The organism is Pseudooctadecabacter jejudonensis (assembly GCF_900172275.1).
GTDB lineage: Bacteria > Pseudomonadota > Alphaproteobacteria > Rhodobacterales > Rhodobacteraceae > Octadecabacter > Octadecabacter jejudonensis.
In genome coordinates, this window is the sequence record NZ_FWFT01000003.1 from 353,717 (window position 1) to 369,395 (window position 15,679).

Annotated in this window: 20 protein-coding genes; 9 read left to right on the forward strand and 11 right to left on the reverse strand. The window is 62.1% G+C overall.

Annotated features, from left to right (window positions below; all coding sequences use genetic code 11):
* The first annotated feature begins 7 nt into the window (after positions 1-7).
* Positions 8-388 carry a thiol-disulfide oxidoreductase DCC family protein gene (locus PSJ8397_RS10855; protein ID WP_085864626.1) on the forward strand — a complete coding sequence of 127 codons (381 nt, stop codon included), beginning with the start codon at positions 8-10 and terminating at the stop codon, positions 386-388.
* Here PSJ8397_RS10855 and PSJ8397_RS10860 read toward each other — a convergent pair.
* Complete coding sequence (locus PSJ8397_RS10860; protein ID WP_085864879.1) at positions 385-735, reverse strand: YigZ family protein; 351 nt, start codon at positions 733-735, stop codon at positions 385-387. The two genes, PSJ8397_RS10855 and PSJ8397_RS10860, sit on opposite strands and share 4 nt — an antisense overlap.
* Before the next feature lie 106 nt (positions 736-841).
* Positions 842-1,375 (reverse strand): tetratricopeptide repeat protein, encoded by a 534-nt coding sequence (locus PSJ8397_RS10865; protein ID WP_085864627.1) that lies wholly within the window; start codon positions 1,373-1,375, stop codon positions 842-844.
* A gap of 178 nt (positions 1,376-1,553) precedes the next feature.
* Between PSJ8397_RS10865 and trhA the strand changes: the two genes are divergently transcribed.
* Positions 1,554-2,216: a PAQR family membrane homeostasis protein TrhA gene (gene trhA, locus PSJ8397_RS10870; RefSeq protein ID WP_085864628.1), complete on the forward strand. Its 663-nt coding sequence runs from the start codon at positions 1,554-1,556 to the stop codon at positions 2,214-2,216.
* A 49-nt stretch (positions 2,217-2,265) separates the two neighbouring features.
* Here trhA and PSJ8397_RS10875 read toward each other — a convergent pair whose 3' ends face one another.
* Positions 2,266-3,027: a M48 family metallopeptidase gene (locus PSJ8397_RS10875; protein ID WP_085864629.1), complete on the reverse strand. Its 762-nt coding sequence runs from the start codon at positions 3,025-3,027 to the stop codon at positions 2,266-2,268.
* Between the two features lie 203 nt (positions 3,028-3,230).
* Between PSJ8397_RS10875 and PSJ8397_RS10880 the strand changes: the two genes are divergently transcribed.
* From PSJ8397_RS10880 to PSJ8397_RS10900, 5 genes are read left to right on the forward strand one after another with little or no spacing between them, the layout of a single operon-like run.
* Complete coding sequence (locus tag PSJ8397_RS10880; protein ID WP_085864880.1) at positions 3,231-3,470, forward strand: hypothetical protein; 240 nt, start codon at positions 3,231-3,233, stop codon at positions 3,468-3,470.
* A 53-nt stretch (positions 3,471-3,523) separates the two neighbouring features.
* The gene (locus tag PSJ8397_RS10885) at positions 3,524-4,621 is read left to right on the forward strand and encodes a class II histone deacetylase (RefSeq protein WP_085864630.1); all 1,098 of its coding nucleotides are present in this window, start codon (positions 3,524-3,526) and stop codon (positions 4,619-4,621) included.
* Complete coding sequence (locus tag PSJ8397_RS10890) at positions 4,618-5,310, forward strand: hypothetical protein (RefSeq protein ID WP_085864631.1); 693 nt, start codon at positions 4,618-4,620, stop codon at positions 5,308-5,310. The genes PSJ8397_RS10885 and PSJ8397_RS10890 overlap by 4 nt, the downstream gene beginning before the upstream one ends.
* Before the next feature lie 54 nt (positions 5,311-5,364).
* On the forward strand, positions 5,365-5,943 hold the full coding sequence (locus PSJ8397_RS10895; protein ID WP_085864632.1) for a nitroreductase family protein: 579 nt from the start codon (positions 5,365-5,367) through the stop codon (positions 5,941-5,943).
* Positions 5,940-6,632 (forward strand): EI24 domain-containing protein, encoded by a 693-nt coding sequence (locus tag PSJ8397_RS10900; protein WP_085864633.1) that lies wholly within the window; start codon positions 5,940-5,942, stop codon positions 6,630-6,632. The genes PSJ8397_RS10895 and PSJ8397_RS10900 overlap by 4 nt, the downstream gene beginning before the upstream one ends.
* Here PSJ8397_RS10900 and PSJ8397_RS10905 read toward each other — a convergent pair.
* Both PSJ8397_RS10905 and mce read right to left on the reverse strand, forming a co-directional pair.
* Positions 6,622-6,918 (reverse strand): DUF1467 family protein, encoded by a 297-nt coding sequence (locus PSJ8397_RS10905; protein ID WP_085864634.1) that lies wholly within the window; start codon positions 6,916-6,918, stop codon positions 6,622-6,624. The two genes, PSJ8397_RS10900 and PSJ8397_RS10905, sit on opposite strands and share 11 nt — an antisense overlap.
* A gap of 103 nt (positions 6,919-7,021) precedes the next feature.
* A complete protein-coding gene (gene mce / locus PSJ8397_RS10910; RefSeq protein ID WP_085864635.1) occupies positions 7,022-7,426 on the reverse strand; it encodes a methylmalonyl-CoA epimerase in 405 nt (134 codons plus the stop codon).
* Between the two features lie 175 nt (positions 7,427-7,601).
* Here mce and PSJ8397_RS10915 point away from each other — a divergent pair, with 175 nt between their 5' ends.
* Positions 7,602-8,318 (forward strand): response regulator, encoded by a 717-nt coding sequence (locus PSJ8397_RS10915; protein WP_085864636.1) that lies wholly within the window; start codon positions 7,602-7,604, stop codon positions 8,316-8,318.
* A 31-nt stretch (positions 8,319-8,349) separates the two neighbouring features.
* Here PSJ8397_RS10915 and PSJ8397_RS10920 read toward each other — a convergent pair whose 3' ends face one another.
* Entirely contained in the window at positions 8,350-9,060 is a 711-nt protein-coding gene (locus PSJ8397_RS10920; RefSeq protein WP_085864637.1) for a GNAT family N-acetyltransferase, read from the reverse strand.
* Positions 9,061-9,167: 107 nt separating this feature from the next.
* Here PSJ8397_RS10920 and PSJ8397_RS10925 point away from each other — a divergent pair, with 107 nt between their 5' ends.
* On the forward strand, positions 9,168-9,356 hold the full coding sequence (locus PSJ8397_RS10925) for a Flp family type IVb pilin (protein ID WP_085864638.1): 189 nt from the start codon (positions 9,168-9,170) through the stop codon (positions 9,354-9,356).
* 37 nt (positions 9,357-9,393) lie between these two features.
* On the opposite strand, the gene PSJ8397_RS10930 is transcribed toward PSJ8397_RS10925, so the two are convergent.
* The 5 genes from PSJ8397_RS10930 to PSJ8397_RS10950 form a co-directional block, all read right to left on the reverse strand.
* Positions 9,394-10,629, reverse strand: coding sequence for a DUF1501 domain-containing protein (locus tag PSJ8397_RS10930; protein WP_085864639.1), 1,236 nt, complete (start codon positions 10,627-10,629; stop codon positions 9,394-9,396).
* Positions 10,630-10,631: 2 nt separating this feature from the next.
* Positions 10,632-12,011, reverse strand: coding sequence for a DUF1800 domain-containing protein (locus tag PSJ8397_RS10935; RefSeq protein WP_085864640.1), 1,380 nt, complete (start codon positions 12,009-12,011; stop codon positions 10,632-10,634).
* A gap of 149 nt (positions 12,012-12,160) precedes the next feature.
* Entirely contained in the window at positions 12,161-14,014 is a 1,854-nt protein-coding gene (gene aspS, locus PSJ8397_RS10940) for an aspartate--tRNA ligase (RefSeq protein ID WP_085864641.1), read from the reverse strand.
* A gap of 142 nt (positions 14,015-14,156) precedes the next feature.
* Positions 14,157-14,771 (reverse strand): bacteriochlorophyll 4-vinyl reductase, encoded by a 615-nt coding sequence (bchJ, locus tag PSJ8397_RS10945; RefSeq protein ID WP_085864642.1) that lies wholly within the window; start codon positions 14,769-14,771, stop codon positions 14,157-14,159.
* Between the two features lie 230 nt (positions 14,772-15,001).
* Positions 15,002-15,676 (reverse strand): HAD-IA family hydrolase, encoded by a 675-nt coding sequence (locus PSJ8397_RS10950; RefSeq protein ID WP_159453131.1) that lies wholly within the window; start codon positions 15,674-15,676, stop codon positions 15,002-15,004.
* Positions 15,677-15,679: the final 3 nt, after the last annotated feature.

Consider the following 15,679-nt stretch of genomic DNA (forward strand, 5'->3'; position numbering starts at 1 on the left):
GAGGAACATGGAACAAGAAAACACCAAAGTCCTTTTCAACGCAGACTGTCCCGTCTGCAATTTCGAGATCCGGCACTATGAAAAATATGCGCAAGACAGCGCGCTGCCGATCCGGTTTGACGATCTGAATTCAGACGCGCTGGCCACATGGGATTTGACGGCCGATCAGGCCGCGCGGCGGCTTTATGTGCTGCATGACGGTGAATTGCTGTCCGGCATGCCTGCGTTTCGCGTGCTGTGGGCGCAGATGCCGCGCTATCATTGGCTGGCCCGCGTCACCGGCTGGCCCGTCATCCGGCCCCTGACGGTCTTTGCCTATGACCGCGTGTTGGCCCCGCTGATTTATCGGTGGCACATCCGCCGCAAGGCCAAGGCCCAGGCGGCCTAGCGCGCGTCCAGATAGACGCGCACGGCGTCCTGGACGCGGCGGAACCGGTCACCACCCAGATGGGTGCCGCCAAACCAGCGGGTGACGACAACAATTTCGCCCACTACGCCCTCTCGCTCCAACATGCGCAGGATGACCATGCCCGCGCCGGCCTCGCCGTCGTCGTTCTTGATCGGGGTGCCGCAGGGCAGGATGAGGCCCCAGGTGTTGTGGGTGGCCTTGGCGAATTTCTTGGTCCGGCAGAGCGTTTTGACAAAGGCCTTGGCCCCCGCCGCATCCGCACATGGCCCGCCGGAGACCGCGTATTTCGACCCTCGGTCAGTAAATATGTTGTCGAGAACCAACATCGCGCCCCACATGACGGCGCGCGCGCCCTTGGCGCAACCCCCAAACGCAAAACGCGGGCCCTGTTTCAGGACCCGCGCAAATACTCGTACTCAAAATACCAAAGGCTTAGTAGGACGGGCCTACGCCGGTGTCGATCGCCATGCGCAAGGCAATCTCGGGCCATGTCTGGCGGCCATCACGGGCGCGAATTTCGGTCAGCTGGGCCTGTGCGCCGACCAGATCACCCATGGAGACCATGCCCTGGCCCATGTAGGACCGCGCCAGATTGTTGTTGGGATCAATCGTCAACGCGGCCTGATAAAAGGACATCGCGCCGTCCATGTCGCCCATCTTGCGTGCGGTGAAACCGTAATAGGTCTGTACCATGCTGTCGGCAGGATCGAGAAGGTCCAGCACCTGACGCGCATCTGCATAACGGCCCTCATAGGACAGCTCACGCACGGCATCCATCATCGCGTTGTCATCGTTGGTGGACTGCTCGGGCGTCATGCAGGTCTGCGTGGCCAGATCGAACACCAGACCTTCAACGCATTGTTCCGTGGTCTCGGTGGGGGTGGGGGGTGTGCTGCTGCCGGATCCGGCGGCAAGAGCCATCATCGGTGTGGCGGCCAAAAGAGTTGCTGCAAGTGTAAGACGCATTGGGGTCTCCCGTCGTTGATGTGTCCCTAAGCCACGTAGGGCCGAGGACCAGAGTTTCAAAAAAGTTGCAATTCGTGCGGCAAGAGATAGCGATATGTCGCCCAACACCCCAATGACCCTTTCGTGACGCCACGGAAGTGTGAGTGAATAGTTTACAAATATGCCCTACCTTAATGGCATGACCCATTCTGACCCCTACCCCAAATACGCCCTCGCTGAACGGATTGCGGATGGCGTGATGCACGCAGCGGGCGTGGGCTTTGCGATCACGGGCACGGTTTTTTTGTTGATCTGGGCAACGGCCACAATGGATGCAGGCACGATTGTGGGCGCATCTGTCTATGGGGCGGCGTTGATTGCGTCCTTTGTGGCCTCCGCCTGTTATCACTTCACCCCGTGGGAACGGCTGCGGCCTGCGCTGCGGCGGATTGATCACGCGGCGATTTATTTCAAGATCGCAGGCACCTATACGCCGCTGGTCGTGTTGATCGGGTCTGCCTTTGCCTATGGCGTGCTGACCTTGGTTTGGGTCTTGGCGGCCATCGGGGCGGTGGCAAAGCTGTTTTTCTGGGGCACCCGTGGCGGCTCCGGCCACATGGGCACGGTGTTGTATCTCGGGCTTGGCTGGCTCAGCCTTGCGCTGATCACGTCGCTTTTTCCCGTCGTGCCGACCGCCGGCCTGGTTTTGCTGGGCGTGGGCGGCGCGACCTATACGGTGGGGGCCGTGATTTTCAGCCTTGAGGGACTGCGGTATCAAAACGCCATTTGGCATGGCTTTGTTCTGGCGGCCTCCGTGTGCTTTTTCGCAGCCATCGTCATCGGGATGCCCCAGGTTGCGTGACTGGGGCCGTGAGGGGGGCAGAGGTGGCAAGGGCGGTGCCCGGTCAGGTCTACAACCCCGCCGCTGTGTCCCGCACCACCTGAATACGTTGCGCATTGGGGGGATGGGTGCCCAGGAACTGATCACCCGGATCGGGAATGCGGAAAAAGAATTCTGACCCCAATACCGGATCATAGCCCGCCCGCGCGGCGATGATGGTGCCCAGACGGTCGGCCTCCAGCTCAAAATCCTTGGAATAGCTGCGCGCGCCCACGATGGCGCCCAACTCTTGCGCGGTGCGCACCGCCTCCCCCGTGCCACCAAAATCACCTGCCAGCTGGCCAAAAACAGACGCCCCCAGCACGGCGATGCGGCGCTGTTGGGTCAGGTGGTCTTCGATGTGGTGGGCGGCCTCATGGGCCATGATAAAGGCGATTTCATCGCGGTTGCGCGCGTCTTCGATCAGCGACAGGGTAAAGCCGATGATGGGGCGTCCGTTGTCATTGACGGTTTGAAAGGCGTTGCGCGGAAGACCGGGGCGGTCATCCACCACGATCAGAAAATCGCAATTCAGCTGCGGGGACCGCGCACGGCATTCCCTCTCGGCCACCGGTTCCAGCTGATCAACCACCTGCACAAAGGCCCGCGCGGCGGCCCGAGGGCCCATCGCATCCCCTGCCGTAGGGGCCGGTGCCGGTGCGGCCACCGGCGTCGGACGAACACCGCCCGCAGTCGTCTGCCCCTGAGACCCAACCTGGGGCCCGACCTGGGGGACAACCTCACAGGCGGCCAAGGTCGCGACCAAACAGGCGACCAACATCGCACGCATCATTCTTCATGTCCTTTGCTTGTTCGGGACATAATTTAGCACCCCCACTGCTGGCTTCCACCCCAGATCACCGCCCCGCCAGTCACATGGCTGTCAAGTGCCGACCCCCATGACGGACCCCAATGACGGACCCCAATGGCGCCACGGGGCGGTTGACGCCACACCGCCCCCGCCGCAAGCTGAACGTAACCCACGCTGGAGGCCCCATGTTCACCATAGAGCACGATTTCGACGCCACCGTCGTCACCCTCGTGGATGAAGCCGAGGACGACGCGCCCTTTCGCGAGGACGTCATCATCAACGCGTTCGAGGACTGCGTGACCGTGACCCAAGTGGACCCGCGCACCGACATGCCTGTCACCGTCACATTGTCGATGTCGCAACTGCGCGATCTGTCCATGGCGCTGGATTTGCCCGAAGGCGCCTACCGGTTGCGGCCCGAGTGAGGCGCAAGTTGGATTTTAGGTATTTTTGACCCAAAGAAGGGAGGCCGCGCGCCATGACCACAGGTTTTTTCTTTGACGAGAGATGTTTTTGGCACGGGGGTGGCAATTATGCGGGCATGTTGCCTGTGGGCGGACTTGTGCAGCCTTTGGATGGCGGGTTGCCCGAAAGCCCTGAAAGCAAACGACGTCTGAAGAACCTGATCGATGTGACCGGTTTGTCTGGGGATCTGTCCCTGCGCGGCGCGGCGCAGGCTGGGCGCGCGGATCTGTTGCGGGTGCATCCGGCCTCCTACCTCGATGCCTTTAAAGACCTGTCCGATCAGGGCGGCGGCGAGATGGGCCGCCGCACGCCGTTCGGGCCCGGCGGGTATGAGATTGCGGCCCTGTCCGCGGGCCTTTCGGTCGCCGCGTTGGAGGCCGTTTTGCGCGGTGAGGTGACGAACGCCTACGCCCTCAGCCGCCCGCCCGGGCACCACTGCTTGCCGGATTATCCCAACGGATTTTGCCTGATGGCCAACCTCGCCATCGCGATTGAGGCCGCCCGCGCCAAGGGGTTGGCGGACCGTTTTGTGGTGTTGGATTGGGACGTGCACCACGGCAACGGCACAGAAGCGATTTTCTACGAAGACCCAGATGTGTTGACGGTTTCGATCCATCAAGACCGCAACTACCCCATGGACAGCGGCCATTTCGCCGATCGCGGCCGGGGCGCGGGGACGGGCGTTAACCTTAATATCCCCTTGCCAGCCGGGGTCGGCCATGCGGGGTATCTGGCGGTGATGGATCAGATCGTGGCAGATCAGATCCGCGCCTTTGCCCCCGATGTCATCGTCATCGCCTGCGGTTTTGATGCCGCCGCGATTGATCCGTTGGGGCGCATGTTGGCCACAGCCGACACCTTCGGGCAGATGACCGCCCGTGTCATGACGCTGGCCGATGACCTCTGCGCGGGTCGTTTGATGATGGCCCATGAGGGCGGCTATTCCGAAGTCTACGTTCCATTTTGCGGCCATCACGTCCTGCAACAGATGTCGGGCAGCGCCATCACCGCCCCTGATCCCTTTGGCGATGTCTTTCCTTTGCGCCAACCCGGGCCCGCCTTCGACACCTTCGTGCAGACCCAGATCGACGCCATGCGGGACGCATTGTGAGGGGGCTGGTCCTCGCGCTAATCTGTGCCACCCCCGTCTGCGCACAAACCACGCCGGACCCCGCCCAACTGTTGCAGGCCGCCCAGAGGCTCAGCACCCAACCGAACATCGCCTTGGCAGACGTTCTGGACGTGTTGCGCCCCCAGTTCGGCGCAGGCACCTTCTATTATCATCTTGGGCCTGACAGCCTGCCTGACGGCATAGAGGATCCGTTTTACTGGCACAGCGAGGGCGTCATCGACACCCCGGCCAACATCGCCACCTATTATTGCAGCCGCGCAGGGCGCGTGCTGTCGCAAGACCAACAGGCCCTCCGCCAAAACGACCCGTTGACCTTGTCCTATTCTCCCTCAGCCGGGCCTATTCCGCTCACGTTCTGGTCTGATGTGAATTGGCCCGATGACGCCATCGCCCGCATGGATTGCTATTTCAGTGTCGAAAGATGGCAAGGCGCGCCTCTGTTTGAGGGCGGTGTTGCGATCCCCTATCTTGACGCGGTCGCAGACACCTACAGCAGTCGCACCGACATCACCCAAGATGGGCCTTACACGCAACCGCAGGGCTACGATTGGGTCGTCCTGCGCGACGCAAGGGCCCCGGGCGCACATATTGGCTATTTCGAAATCGCCGAACATCCCGACATATTTCGCATCTGGCTGACCGGTTTTCTGCCTGCGCCCATCAGCTAGGCTGGCATCTGGCGCGGCGCGCCCCCATATGTCGGAAAACGGACAGGAGACCTCATGCCGCCGCGCAATCAACCCGCCCTCGATTTTCTACTGACCCGCCGGTCGCGGCCTGCCAAAACCCTGCAGGCGCCGGTGCCAGACCGCGACGCGTTGACGGAAATCCTGACCGCAGCCGCCCGCACGCCCGATCACGGCAAACTGGAACCGTGGCGGTTCATCGTGCTGGAAAAACCCGCCCTGACACGGCTGGCCGCCTTGGCCGAAACCCGCGCTGCCCCCTTGGGCGTGGCAGAGGACAAACGCGCCAAGGGCATCGCGCAATATGCCGATGCAGACCTCGCCGTGGCCGTCATCGAAACCCAAGTGGCCTCGGACAAAATCCCCGCGATTGAACAAACCTATTCCGCAGGCGCGGTGTGTTTGTCCCTGCTCAACGCGGCATTGGCGGCGGGCTGGGGGGCAAACTGGCTGAGCGGTTGGGCGTCCCATGATCGCACATTCGCGGAAATCGGATTGGGCCTTGCATCCCACGAACGGGTGGCGGGGTTCATCCACATCGGCACTGAGACCAACGCGCCCCCAGAACGGCCCCGCCCCGATCTGGCCCAGAAAGTCAGCTGGGTCAGCACATGATCCTGTCCGACGTGACAAAGGCGCTGGCCCAAATGGGCGATCCGCGGTTTCGGCGGGTGCTGGCCTTGGGCGTCGGGCTGACGCTTGCGCTGCTGGTTGCGGTCTATGCGGCCTTCTTGGGGTTTTTGGGCTGGCTTGATCCGGCCTCGCTCGATCTGCCGTTTCTGGGGCCGAATGCCTTTGTGGGCGGCCTTCTCAGCTGGGGCAGCATGGCACTGATGCTGGTCTTTTCGATCTTTTTGATGATCCCTGTCGCCTCGGCCATCACATCGCTGTTCCTGGAAGACGTGGCCGCGGCGGTTGAGGCGCAGCACTACCCCCACCTGCCCGCCGCGACCCCTGTCAGCTGGGCTGACGGGATCCGCGACACCCTGTCCTTTATGGCGCTGCTGATCTTCGTAAACCTCGTGGGGTTGCTGCTCTTGCCGCTTTTTTGGTTCGCCGCACCGGTGATGTTCTACCTGATCAACGGCTTTTTGCTGGGGCGGGAATATTTCACCGTGGCCGCCATGCGCCGCGCCGGCAGGCAAGGGGCCAAGGACCTGCGGCGGCGCAACTTACCTCAAATCTGGATGGCCGGAACCCTTATAGCGGTTCCGCTGACCATTCCGGTGCTCAATCTGCTGGTCCCGATCTTGGGCGCGGCAACCTTCACGCACCTCTATCACCGTGTGGCCGCTACTCGCTGACCTCTTGCGCACCCTGAGGCGTCGCCATCCGGTCAAACCAGTCAATGTCGCGCACCGAAATCCAGCCCGACAGAATGATGGTCGCCAACACCGCCCAAATCGGAAACGCCCAATAAGTGGTGATCCGCGCCCGCCGCCCGATCTGCGCATCCGCTGGGGCAGATTTATGGGTGCCCGGCACGACCTCGCCCTCTTCCCCTTGGGTGGTCAACCGCAACGGCAAGACGATAAAGAACGTCATGAACCAGACGACGGCGAACAAGACAATTGCCGATGTGATACCCATATCTCAGCCTCTCCAAACTCTCTGACAGATCGCGCCTAACGCCTCGACCCGCTTCATCCGACCCGAAAAACTCGCCCCGCAGGGCCCGTCTGCCAAACAGAACCTAGACCTCTTCCAGCTCAATCAAGCAGCCATTGAAATCCTTGGGGTGCAAAAACAACACCGGCTTGCCATGGGCGCCGATCTTGGGCTCACCCGACCCCAGAACGCGGGCCCCTTCGGCCTGCAATGTGTCGCGGGCCGCCAGAATATCATCCACCTCATAGCAGATGTGATGGATGCCCCCCGCAGGGTTCTTTTCCAGAAACCCCTTGATCGGGCTGTCCTCGCCCAAGGGATACAAAAACTCGATCTTGGTGTTGGGCAGCTCAACGAACACCACCGTGACCCCGTGGTCCGGCTCATCCTGCGGCGCGCCAACATTTGCGCCCAAAGCGCTGCGATACTGCGCACACGCGGCCTCAAGGTCTGGCACAGCGATGGCCACATGGTTCAATCGTCCGATCATGGTCTCTCTCCTCGTCTTGGCCCCTTATGATCCAGCCGCGCGCCGGGTACAACGGACACCCTGCCGCAGCGCAGCGTCACTGTGGAGAATCACCGTTAACGGAACATTCACCACAATGGCGTTTACTGAGTCGCAGACAGTGATCCGCAAACACACCCACCCAAGGGGGACCACCATGGACAGCCTTGACGATTTTATGCAAACCCGCCCGCCGACCGCGAACCGCCCGCTTCTGGGTCTGACCGTTTTGGTCGTCGAAGACAGCCGCTTCGCGTCTGAGGCGCTGCGCCTTCTTTGCCTGCGCTCTGGCGCGCGCATCCGCCGCGCCGATAGCCTGTTCAGCGCACAGCGGCACCTGGCCGTCTACCGGCCCTCCGTCGTGATCATCGACATTGGCTTGCCCGATGGGTCGGGCGTGGATCTGATCCGTGATCTGACAGCCGCCCGCCCACGGGTGGATGTGGTCCTCGGCACCTCCGGCGATCCGGAGGGGGAGGCCTTGGCCCGCAAGGCAGGCGCTGACGGGTTCCTCGACAAACCCATCAGCAACATCGGCTTCTTTCAGTCCAAAATCCTCGAACATCTGCCCGCCGAGCGTCAGCCCAAAGGCCTGCGCGTGCTGTCCGATGACACGGTTATTCCAGATGAGGTCGCCCTACGCGACGATCTGGCCGCCGCCGCCGTCGCCTTGGAAGACCCCACCGACGCCCGCACCCTGCGCTATCTGACACAGTTTCTGGGCGGCATCGCCCGCAGCGCAGGTGACACGCCCTTGGCACAAGAAACCCAAACCCTCGCGCAGCTGCAGACCGACGGCAGCGCCGTCGGCAGTCAGGTCGCGCGAATCGCAGCCATGGTGCAAGACCGCATCGCGCGAACAGCTGCTCTGTGACAGCCACCCTTTGACAGCGGCGCTATGGATGTCACTGGTCCGGATCGCTGGCCACACGGTGGGGGGTGGTCAACGGCCCCAAGGCCCGCACCTGCTGCCCGCCCGCGTCAAAATTTGCGGGGTCGAGCCATGTCTCAAACGCCGCGCGCAACCCCCCCCACTCTGCGTCCGTCATGGCAAGCCATGCGGTGTCCCGGTTACGCCCTTTGACAATCAGATGTTGGCGGAAAATTCCTTCCCAGGAAAATCCCAGTCTTTGGGCCGCACGGCGGGACGGCGCATTCAGGGCGTTGCACTTCCATTCATACCGCCGATATCCCAAATCAAACGCCTGCCGCATCATCAAAAACATCGCCTCGGTCGCTGCAGGGGTGCGCTGCAACAGGGGCGAGAAATTGATATTGCCAACCTCGATCGTGCCCATGTCCGGCACGGTGTTCAGATAAAACGCATAGCCCACAACAGCCCCGTCAGGCTGCACCACAGCATACCCATGCCAACCGGGCTTGGCGCAGGACACCTCCAACGTCTGGATGAACGCGGCCTCATCTTCGGGCGGGGCCTCATAGAGGTAATCCCAGACCGCAGCGTGATCCTTGATGTGGGGCCACAACGCGGGGCCATGGCGCGCAGGCGCCATCGGCTCCAGCCGCACAAAACGCCCCCGAAGCGGGACGCCGGGCGGCACATCCGCGCCCTCAAACACCACCTGCGGGCCCACCGGCCGTGACGTCACCACCATGATCAAACCCTCAAATGCCCCGACCTTTGCCGCACCTCCGGCAGAATGTTGCCGCAATCTACGGACATAAGACCCTCAAGACCCTGATTTCATCAAGAGGAATTCCCATGGAACGTTTTGTTAAGAAATTCTGGACAGAAGAAGACGGCAACACCACCATCGACTGGATGGTTTTGACCGCCGGCCTGGTCTTGCTGGGCGCCGCTGTTATGGCGACCGTTGGCACACCGGCGCAGGATCTGGCGGACGACACCAACGCCGTGATCGAACAGATTGAGCCTGCAACGGGCGTCTGATCGGCCCTGATCGGCCCCAAAGGGCCGCGCGACAGCCCTAAAGAACAAATCGCGGGGCGTCGCCCATCTCAAGCCCCGGGAAGATGACCCCTTCCAATGCGGCGCGGTCCAACCCGATCAAGCCCCGCATGGCGTGCGCCGCATAGGCCCGCACGTCCCGCGTGGGCAGCAGGTCGCGCCCTTCGTACAGCGCGCCCTCCCCCACGCCGGGCCAGTCGCCCAAAACCTGCCCGCCGCGCAGCGCGCCGCCCGCATAAAACAGCGCCCCTCCCGTGCCGTGGTCCGTGCCCTGAGAGCCGTTTTCGCGCGCCGTGCGGCCAAATTCCGTCATGCACAGCACCGCCGTTTTGTCCCACACCGGCCCCAACCCGTCTTTGAGCGTGATCAACACCTCCGCCAAAGCAGATCCGCGCCGGTCCAACTGCCGCGACTGACGCGCATGGCTGTCCCACCCGTTGACGGAAAACGCGGCAATCCGCGTGTCCCGCCTCAGACGTGAGGCCGCAAATTGGGCAAGGCTGCGGGTGGTGCGATTGCCGCCTTGGCTTGCGGCCATCCCCATCATCATGCCGTCGTCCACAGGCTCCCCCGCCTCAATCGCGGCCTCCATCGCGGCGGCTTCGGCGGCGATTTGTTCCACGATTTCAATGGCATCCTCCGATGCATCCCGAAACAGCGGATCATCATGGTGCACCACATTCAACAGCGCGCGCGCATTGGCCGAAATGCGCAACTCCGCCTCGGGCGACCACCGCGCCGCCCGCGCCTCACCGGTCAGAACCAACAACTGTTCTGGCCCGATGGCATAGGCGATCTCCGGCTCAAGCCCCGGAATGATCTGCAACATGCGGTTCAACCACCCGTCGCGCAGCCCTCCCTGCCCCAATCCGGGCAGGCCAGCCTCAAGAATATCCTGTCCGTCAAAATGGCTGCGTTTGCCGCGATAGGGCGTTGAGACCGCATGCACGGCCCCGAACTCCCCCGCGTCATACATTGGTTTGAGCGCCGAAAACCCCGAGTGCAGGCTGTAAAATCCGTCCAGATCCAGCGCGCCTGCGGCCTCTCCCACAGGCAAATTGGGCCGCAACGCCGCCAGCGCCGGATCGCCGTAAGGCTGGATCACATCCAGCCCGTCCACACCGCCGCGCAGAATGATCACCACCAGCCGCGTGTCCCAAGGTGCTGCCGCCAAAGCCACCGGCGTGATCAAGGGCGACGCCGCCGCTGAGCACCCAACCGCCGCTGCATTCAGCAAAAACCGTCTGCGATCCATGCTTATCTCCTTTGAAACGCCGATGAGGCCAGCACCAGACCGATCCCATCGGGCACGGTTTCGGCGGCATTGGCCGCAAACAACACCGCCTCGGGCGGGGTGGGGCCAAGGGCGGTAAAGACAAAGTCACGCGGATCGGGTAAGCGGTCTAACAGACGTTCAGGCATTTGCATGGCCCAGGTGATGCGGCCCGCCATGCCTTGCGGCGTGATCCAGGCCTCATCCTCTTCGGGCCACCCGTCCGGCCCGGGCGGCTGGTGGATGGTCTGGCCCATGGCCGTCAGCGGGCGAAACACGCCGCGCGCCACATCCCCGTAGCTGTAGCCCGTCAACTCATCAGGCGGAACAGCCAAAGCCCGCAGCGACGCCGCCACAAACCCGTAGGGCCGTTTCACGCGCCGCGCGGGGGTGGCCCAGGCGGCCTCATGCTGCAACATCGCTTGGTAGAGCGCGGCCAACTGGCCGCCTTCGGCCAAATAGGCGGCGGCCATGGCCCCCACCAAATCCGGATCCGGATCGGGCGCGATGAAATGAACGGCCAATTTACGCGCCAAATGATGGGCCGTGTCCGGATGCAACGCCAGATCGTCGAGGGCCGCCAGAACCTGATCCAACGTCGCCTCGCCCCCGCCATAGGACCGGCCCAACACCGTCTCTGCCCCCGGCTCGGCGCGGCGGGCGTCATACTGAAACCCGCGTCGCGCGCTGTAGGTCAGGCCCGTCAAAAGCTCTGCAAACTGGCGCACGTCGTCTTGGGTGTAGCGCCCGCCCACGCCCAAGGTGTGCAGCTCCAACACCTCACGCGCCATGTTCTCATTCAGCCCCCGCCCGCGCCGCACCCCAAAGGGCGAATTCGGCCCCATCGATCCCGACTGGCTAAGAAACTGGATCAACATCGGATTGGTCACAGCCGCCCGCAACATGTCCCGAAACGGACCGGCGATATAGGGCCGGATGCGCTGTTCGATGGTGGGATAGACCTGATACCGCCACTGTCCGTTGGTGGGCGGCGCCGTGAAATGATCGGCCCAAAACCGCACCAGACGTTCGCGAAACCCGTCTTCGGTGGTGACATCGCGCGCCAGTTGCCGCATGGTGTTCAGCGCCCACAAATCGCCCGCGGCGGCCCGCATTTCGCGCCGCGCCTCCTCTGCGGCCTCTCGTTCGGCATCGGTTTGCGCATCGGCAACAGCCCCACCCGCAAGACGGAAATCCCATTGGGTCGGATACATGTCATCAAAGTGGGGGATCGGATGCGCCGCCGCCGCGACATCGGGGCCTGTCACACGGGCCATCATATCCGCCACAGACACGGGCGGCGTCACAGTGGGGGACAGCCCATTGCCAAACCGGATGGCCGCGCGGGTGGGATCAAAAGACATGGCCTATATCTGGCAACGCAAGGTGGGCGGGACAAGGTTTATCGTTCCCCGCACAACAATGGGCGGAGAATCCCCGCCCATCGTCCACAAACATCGCCTGTAACAGCCCTCTAAATTTCCGGAAATTTAGAGGCACCGGACCCGCAGGATCAATCCTCAGGCGGCAGCACCCGCAGGCGCAATTCGCGCAGCTGTTCGTTCATCGGCTCATTCGGGGCGCCCATCATCAGGTCTTCGGCGCGCTGGTTCATCGGGAACATGATGACCTCACGGATGTTGGTCGCATCGGCCAGCAACATCACAATCCGGTCGATGCCAGCGGCACAGCCCCCGTGGGGCGGGGCGCCATATTGGAACGCGTTGACCATCCCGCCGAACCGCTTTTCAACCTCATCCTTGCCGTATCCGGCAATCTCGAACGCCTTGAACATGATCTCGGGGCGGTGGTTCCGGATCGCACCGGACACCAGTTCGTAGCCGTTGCAGGCCAGATCATACTGATACCCCAAAACATCCTCCGGCGCGCCATTCAGCGCCTCCATCCCGCCCTGCGGCATGGAGAACGGGTTGTGCTCGAAATCAATCTCACCGGTCTCAGCGTCCCGTTCGTAGATCGGGAAATCCACAATCCAGGCAAAGGCAAACCGGTTCGTATCCGTCAGGCCCAACTCATCACCGATCACCTGACGTGCCTTGCCGGCCACGCCCTCAAACGCCTTGGGCTTGCCGCCCAGGAAGAACGCCGCATCGCCCACGCCAAGGCCAAGCTGCTGGCGGATCGCTTCCGTGCGCTCGGGCCCTATGTTCTTGGCCAGCGGTCCTGCGGCCTCCTCACCCAATGTGATCTCACCGGATTTGATCAGCGCGTTGACCTCTTTCACCGTGATCCCGCGTTCCTGCGCAATGGTGTCTGGCGATTGCTTGCGCCAGAAGATGTACCCCATCCCGGGCAGGCCTTCTTTTTGCGCAAAGGCGTTCATGCGGTCACAGAACTTGCGGCTGCCGCCTGTGGGTGCAGGGATCGCGCGCACCTCGGTGCCGTCCTGTTCCAACAGCTTGGCAAAGATGGCAAAACCGGACCCGCGGAAATGGTCAGAGACCACTTGCATCTTGATCGGGTTCCGCAAATCAGGCTTGTCGGTGCCATACCACAGGGCCGCATCACGATAGGAAATCTGCGGCCACTCCTGATCGACCACGCGGCCCCCGCCAAATTCCTCAAAGATTCCTGTCAGAACGGGCTGGATCGTGTCGAACACGTCCTGCTGTTCGACGAACGACATCTCAAGGTCCAACTGATAGAAATCGGTCGGTGAACGATCGGCGCGGGGGTCTTCGTCCCGGAAACACGGTGCGATCTGGAAATACTTGTCATAGCCCGACACCATGATCAGCTGTTTGAACTGCTGCGGCGCCTGCGGCAGGGCGTAAAACTTGCCGGGATGCAAACGGGACGGCACAAGGAAGTCCCGCGCGCCTTCGGGCGAAGACGCCGTGATGATCGGCGTCTGGTATTCGCGGAACCCTGTGTCCCACATGCGTTTGCGCATGGAGGCCACAACGTCGGACCGCAGTTTCATGTTGTCCTGCATCGCCTCGCGGCGCAGATCCAGATAGCGGTATTTCAGACGGGTTTCTTCTGGATATTCCTGATCCCCAAAGACCATCAGGGGCAGCTCATTGGCGGCGCCCAACACCTCCATGTCGCGGATGAAGACCTCAATCTCACCGGTCGGCAGTTTGGCGTTCACAAGGCTTTCGTCCCGCGCCTTCACCGTGCCATCGATGCGGATACACCATTCGCTGCGCACCTTCTCGACCTCGGCAAAGACGGGGCTGTCAGGGTCGCACAACACCTGCGTCACGCCGTAGTGGTCGCGCAGGTCTATGAACAACACGCCGCCGTGGTCGCGCACGCGGTGCACCCAGCCCGACAGGCGCACGGTTTCCCCCACGGCGTCCTTGGTCAATTCTGCGCAGGTGTGGCTTCGGTAGGCGTGCATGGGTCAGATCCTCGGGGCGTTCGATGAGCGAAAAAATACGTCCGCCCCCTACACCCTGATCAGCGCGCGAAGTCAAGCAAGGACAGCGCGTCAGGACGGCCATCCCCGCCCATCGGCACCACAAGGGCGTCGATCTGTTGGCTTACGCCTCGGACATGGTGAATTCGAACACGCAGGCCTCATCACCGCGCGCATGGCACTGCGTCTCACGACAGACCAGCCGTGGATGGATCAACGTGCTGAACAGCCTCTCAAACAGACTGGCATGGAAATCGCACACCATCACCTCGGATGTTTCCCCCACCAAAATGGGATTCTCACGCAAAATGAACCGGTTTTCGCTTTCCACAACGAACTCACCCGATCCTGAAAACGTCCAGGCGTTCTGCCGCGCGGTCTTGGCCAACAGCCAGGCGCCCGTAGCGCGCGGCATTTTCGCCAACATGCCTTGGGCCTTGGTGGTGATCTGGGTTTCCATGATCCGCTGCCCGGCTTCGGCCCCGGCCCGGGTCGACATCGCGACGGCCTCATCTGGCCACTTCCGGCGCATGGCCTGATGCAACCGCGCCACCTTGTCCTCGCGCACCGGTTCATCCGCGTCCGGCAACCGGTATAACTGCGCCTCTTTGAGAACCTCTTCCAAACTGTCGGCCCCCATAGCGGACCCAATGGCCGCGACCATTTCCAACACTAAAAACGGGGCCATAAAGCCCGACCGATTGGGACGGCGCAAAGGCGCAACAAGAGGTTCTGCCATGAAACCACCTAAGAAGTCGACATGGGGCCGCACGGCAGCCCGCAAATATTGTCCTTAAAAGTAAGGGGGTTAGATAGCGGACTGCAAACTTAAAGTGACACTCATTCTGTCAACTAAAGTTTACATACCACCCTGTCATGTTTCGCTGCCCTGCAGCAAACTGCACCCAAGCCACATCTTTTTACACAGGTACAGTGCTGATATTTCTCATTTTTCCACAAATGAAAAGCCTAAGCTGCGTCTTTGTGCACCACAACATCGGCATCCAACAAATTCGTGATCAGCGTCACCCCTTCCGGAAAAGATCGCCCCGCCGCCATCTCATTTGCAAATCCGATCGTGCGCAACTGCGCGGCAACGGCGGCCTCGGCGGCCTCGGGCGTGTCTTCAACCGCAACGGCCTCGTCTGCGCGCACGCCCATCTCTGACAGGGCAAGGGTGTAGATATCGGGGGCGGGTTTGCCCGCCTCGACCATCGTTGCATCGCCAATAAATTCAAAAATCGATCGCGGGATGGTGGGAAACAGCCCGCTCAACATCAATTCAACCGTGCGCGGCGTGGTGGTTGTGGCCCAGCCCAGCAACATCCCCGCATCCCGTGCCGCGGTGATCACCTCAACCACGCCGGGACGGGGCACCAACCCCTCCTGTTTCACCATCCGTTCAAACGCTTCGACCTTGGCCTCATGCAGGGCCTCGGCATCCACATCGTCCCCACGGGCGGCGGCATAGTCCGCGATGCGGTTGCGCCCACCTGGCTTGCGCAGCATCTCCTTGTACTCAGGCAAGGACCACTCCCACTCCAGCCCCGCATCGGCAAAGGCCGCATTGAACGCACGGCGCTGCAAATCAGAGGTTTCGGCGACAGATCCGATGGATCCAAAAATGAGGGCAGATGATGTCATTGG

Coding starts and splice junctions, on each gene's coding strand:
- PSJ8397_RS10915 (WP_085864636.1), top strand. CDS start 7,602: ATGGACAGCCTTGACGATTTTATGCAAACCCGCCCGCCGACCGCGAAC.
- PSJ8397_RS10930 (WP_085864639.1), bottom strand. CDS start 10,629: ATGGATCGCAGACGGTTTTTGCTGAATGCAGCGGCGGTTGGGTGCTCA.
- bchJ (WP_085864642.1), bottom strand. CDS start 14,771: ATGGCAGAACCTCTTGTTGCGCCTTTGCGCCGTCCCAATCGGTCGGGC.
- PSJ8397_RS10875 (WP_085864629.1), bottom strand. CDS start 3,027: ATGATGCGTGCGATGTTGGTCGCCTGTTTGGTCGCGACCTTGGCCGCC.
- PSJ8397_RS10950 (WP_159453131.1), bottom strand. CDS start 15,676: ATGACATCATCTGCCCTCATTTTTGGATCCATCGGATCTGTCGCCGAA.
- PSJ8397_RS10860 (WP_085864879.1), bottom strand. CDS start 735: ATGTTGGTTCTCGACAACATATTTACTGACCGAGGGTCGAAATACGCG.
- PSJ8397_RS10880 (WP_085864880.1), top strand. CDS start 3,231: ATGTTCACCATAGAGCACGATTTCGACGCCACCGTCGTCACCCTCGTG.
- PSJ8397_RS10895 (WP_085864632.1), top strand. CDS start 5,365: ATGCCGCCGCGCAATCAACCCGCCCTCGATTTTCTACTGACCCGCCGG.
- PSJ8397_RS10925 (WP_085864638.1), top strand. CDS start 9,168: ATGGAACGTTTTGTTAAGAAATTCTGGACAGAAGAAGACGGCAACACC.
- PSJ8397_RS10865 (WP_085864627.1), bottom strand. CDS start 1,375: ATGCGTCTTACACTTGCAGCAACTCTTTTGGCCGCCACACCGATGATG.
- aspS (WP_085864641.1), bottom strand. CDS start 14,014: ATGCACGCCTACCGAAGCCACACCTGCGCAGAATTGACCAAGGACGCC.
- PSJ8397_RS10900 (WP_085864633.1), top strand. CDS start 5,940: ATGATCCTGTCCGACGTGACAAAGGCGCTGGCCCAAATGGGCGATCCG.
- trhA (WP_085864628.1), top strand. CDS start 1,554: ATGACCCATTCTGACCCCTACCCCAAATACGCCCTCGCTGAACGGATT.
- PSJ8397_RS10885 (WP_085864630.1), top strand. CDS start 3,524: ATGACCACAGGTTTTTTCTTTGACGAGAGATGTTTTTGGCACGGGGGT.
- PSJ8397_RS10920 (WP_085864637.1), bottom strand. CDS start 9,060: ATGGTGGTGACGTCACGGCCGGTGGGCCCGCAGGTGGTGTTTGAGGGC.
- mce (WP_085864635.1), bottom strand. CDS start 7,426: ATGATCGGACGATTGAACCATGTGGCCATCGCTGTGCCAGACCTTGAG.
- PSJ8397_RS10855 (WP_085864626.1), top strand. CDS start 8: ATGGAACAAGAAAACACCAAAGTCCTTTTCAACGCAGACTGTCCCGTC.
- PSJ8397_RS10935 (WP_085864640.1), bottom strand. CDS start 12,011: ATGTCTTTTGATCCCACCCGCGCGGCCATCCGGTTTGGCAATGGGCTG.
- PSJ8397_RS10905 (WP_085864634.1), bottom strand. CDS start 6,918: ATGGGTATCACATCGGCAATTGTCTTGTTCGCCGTCGTCTGGTTCATG.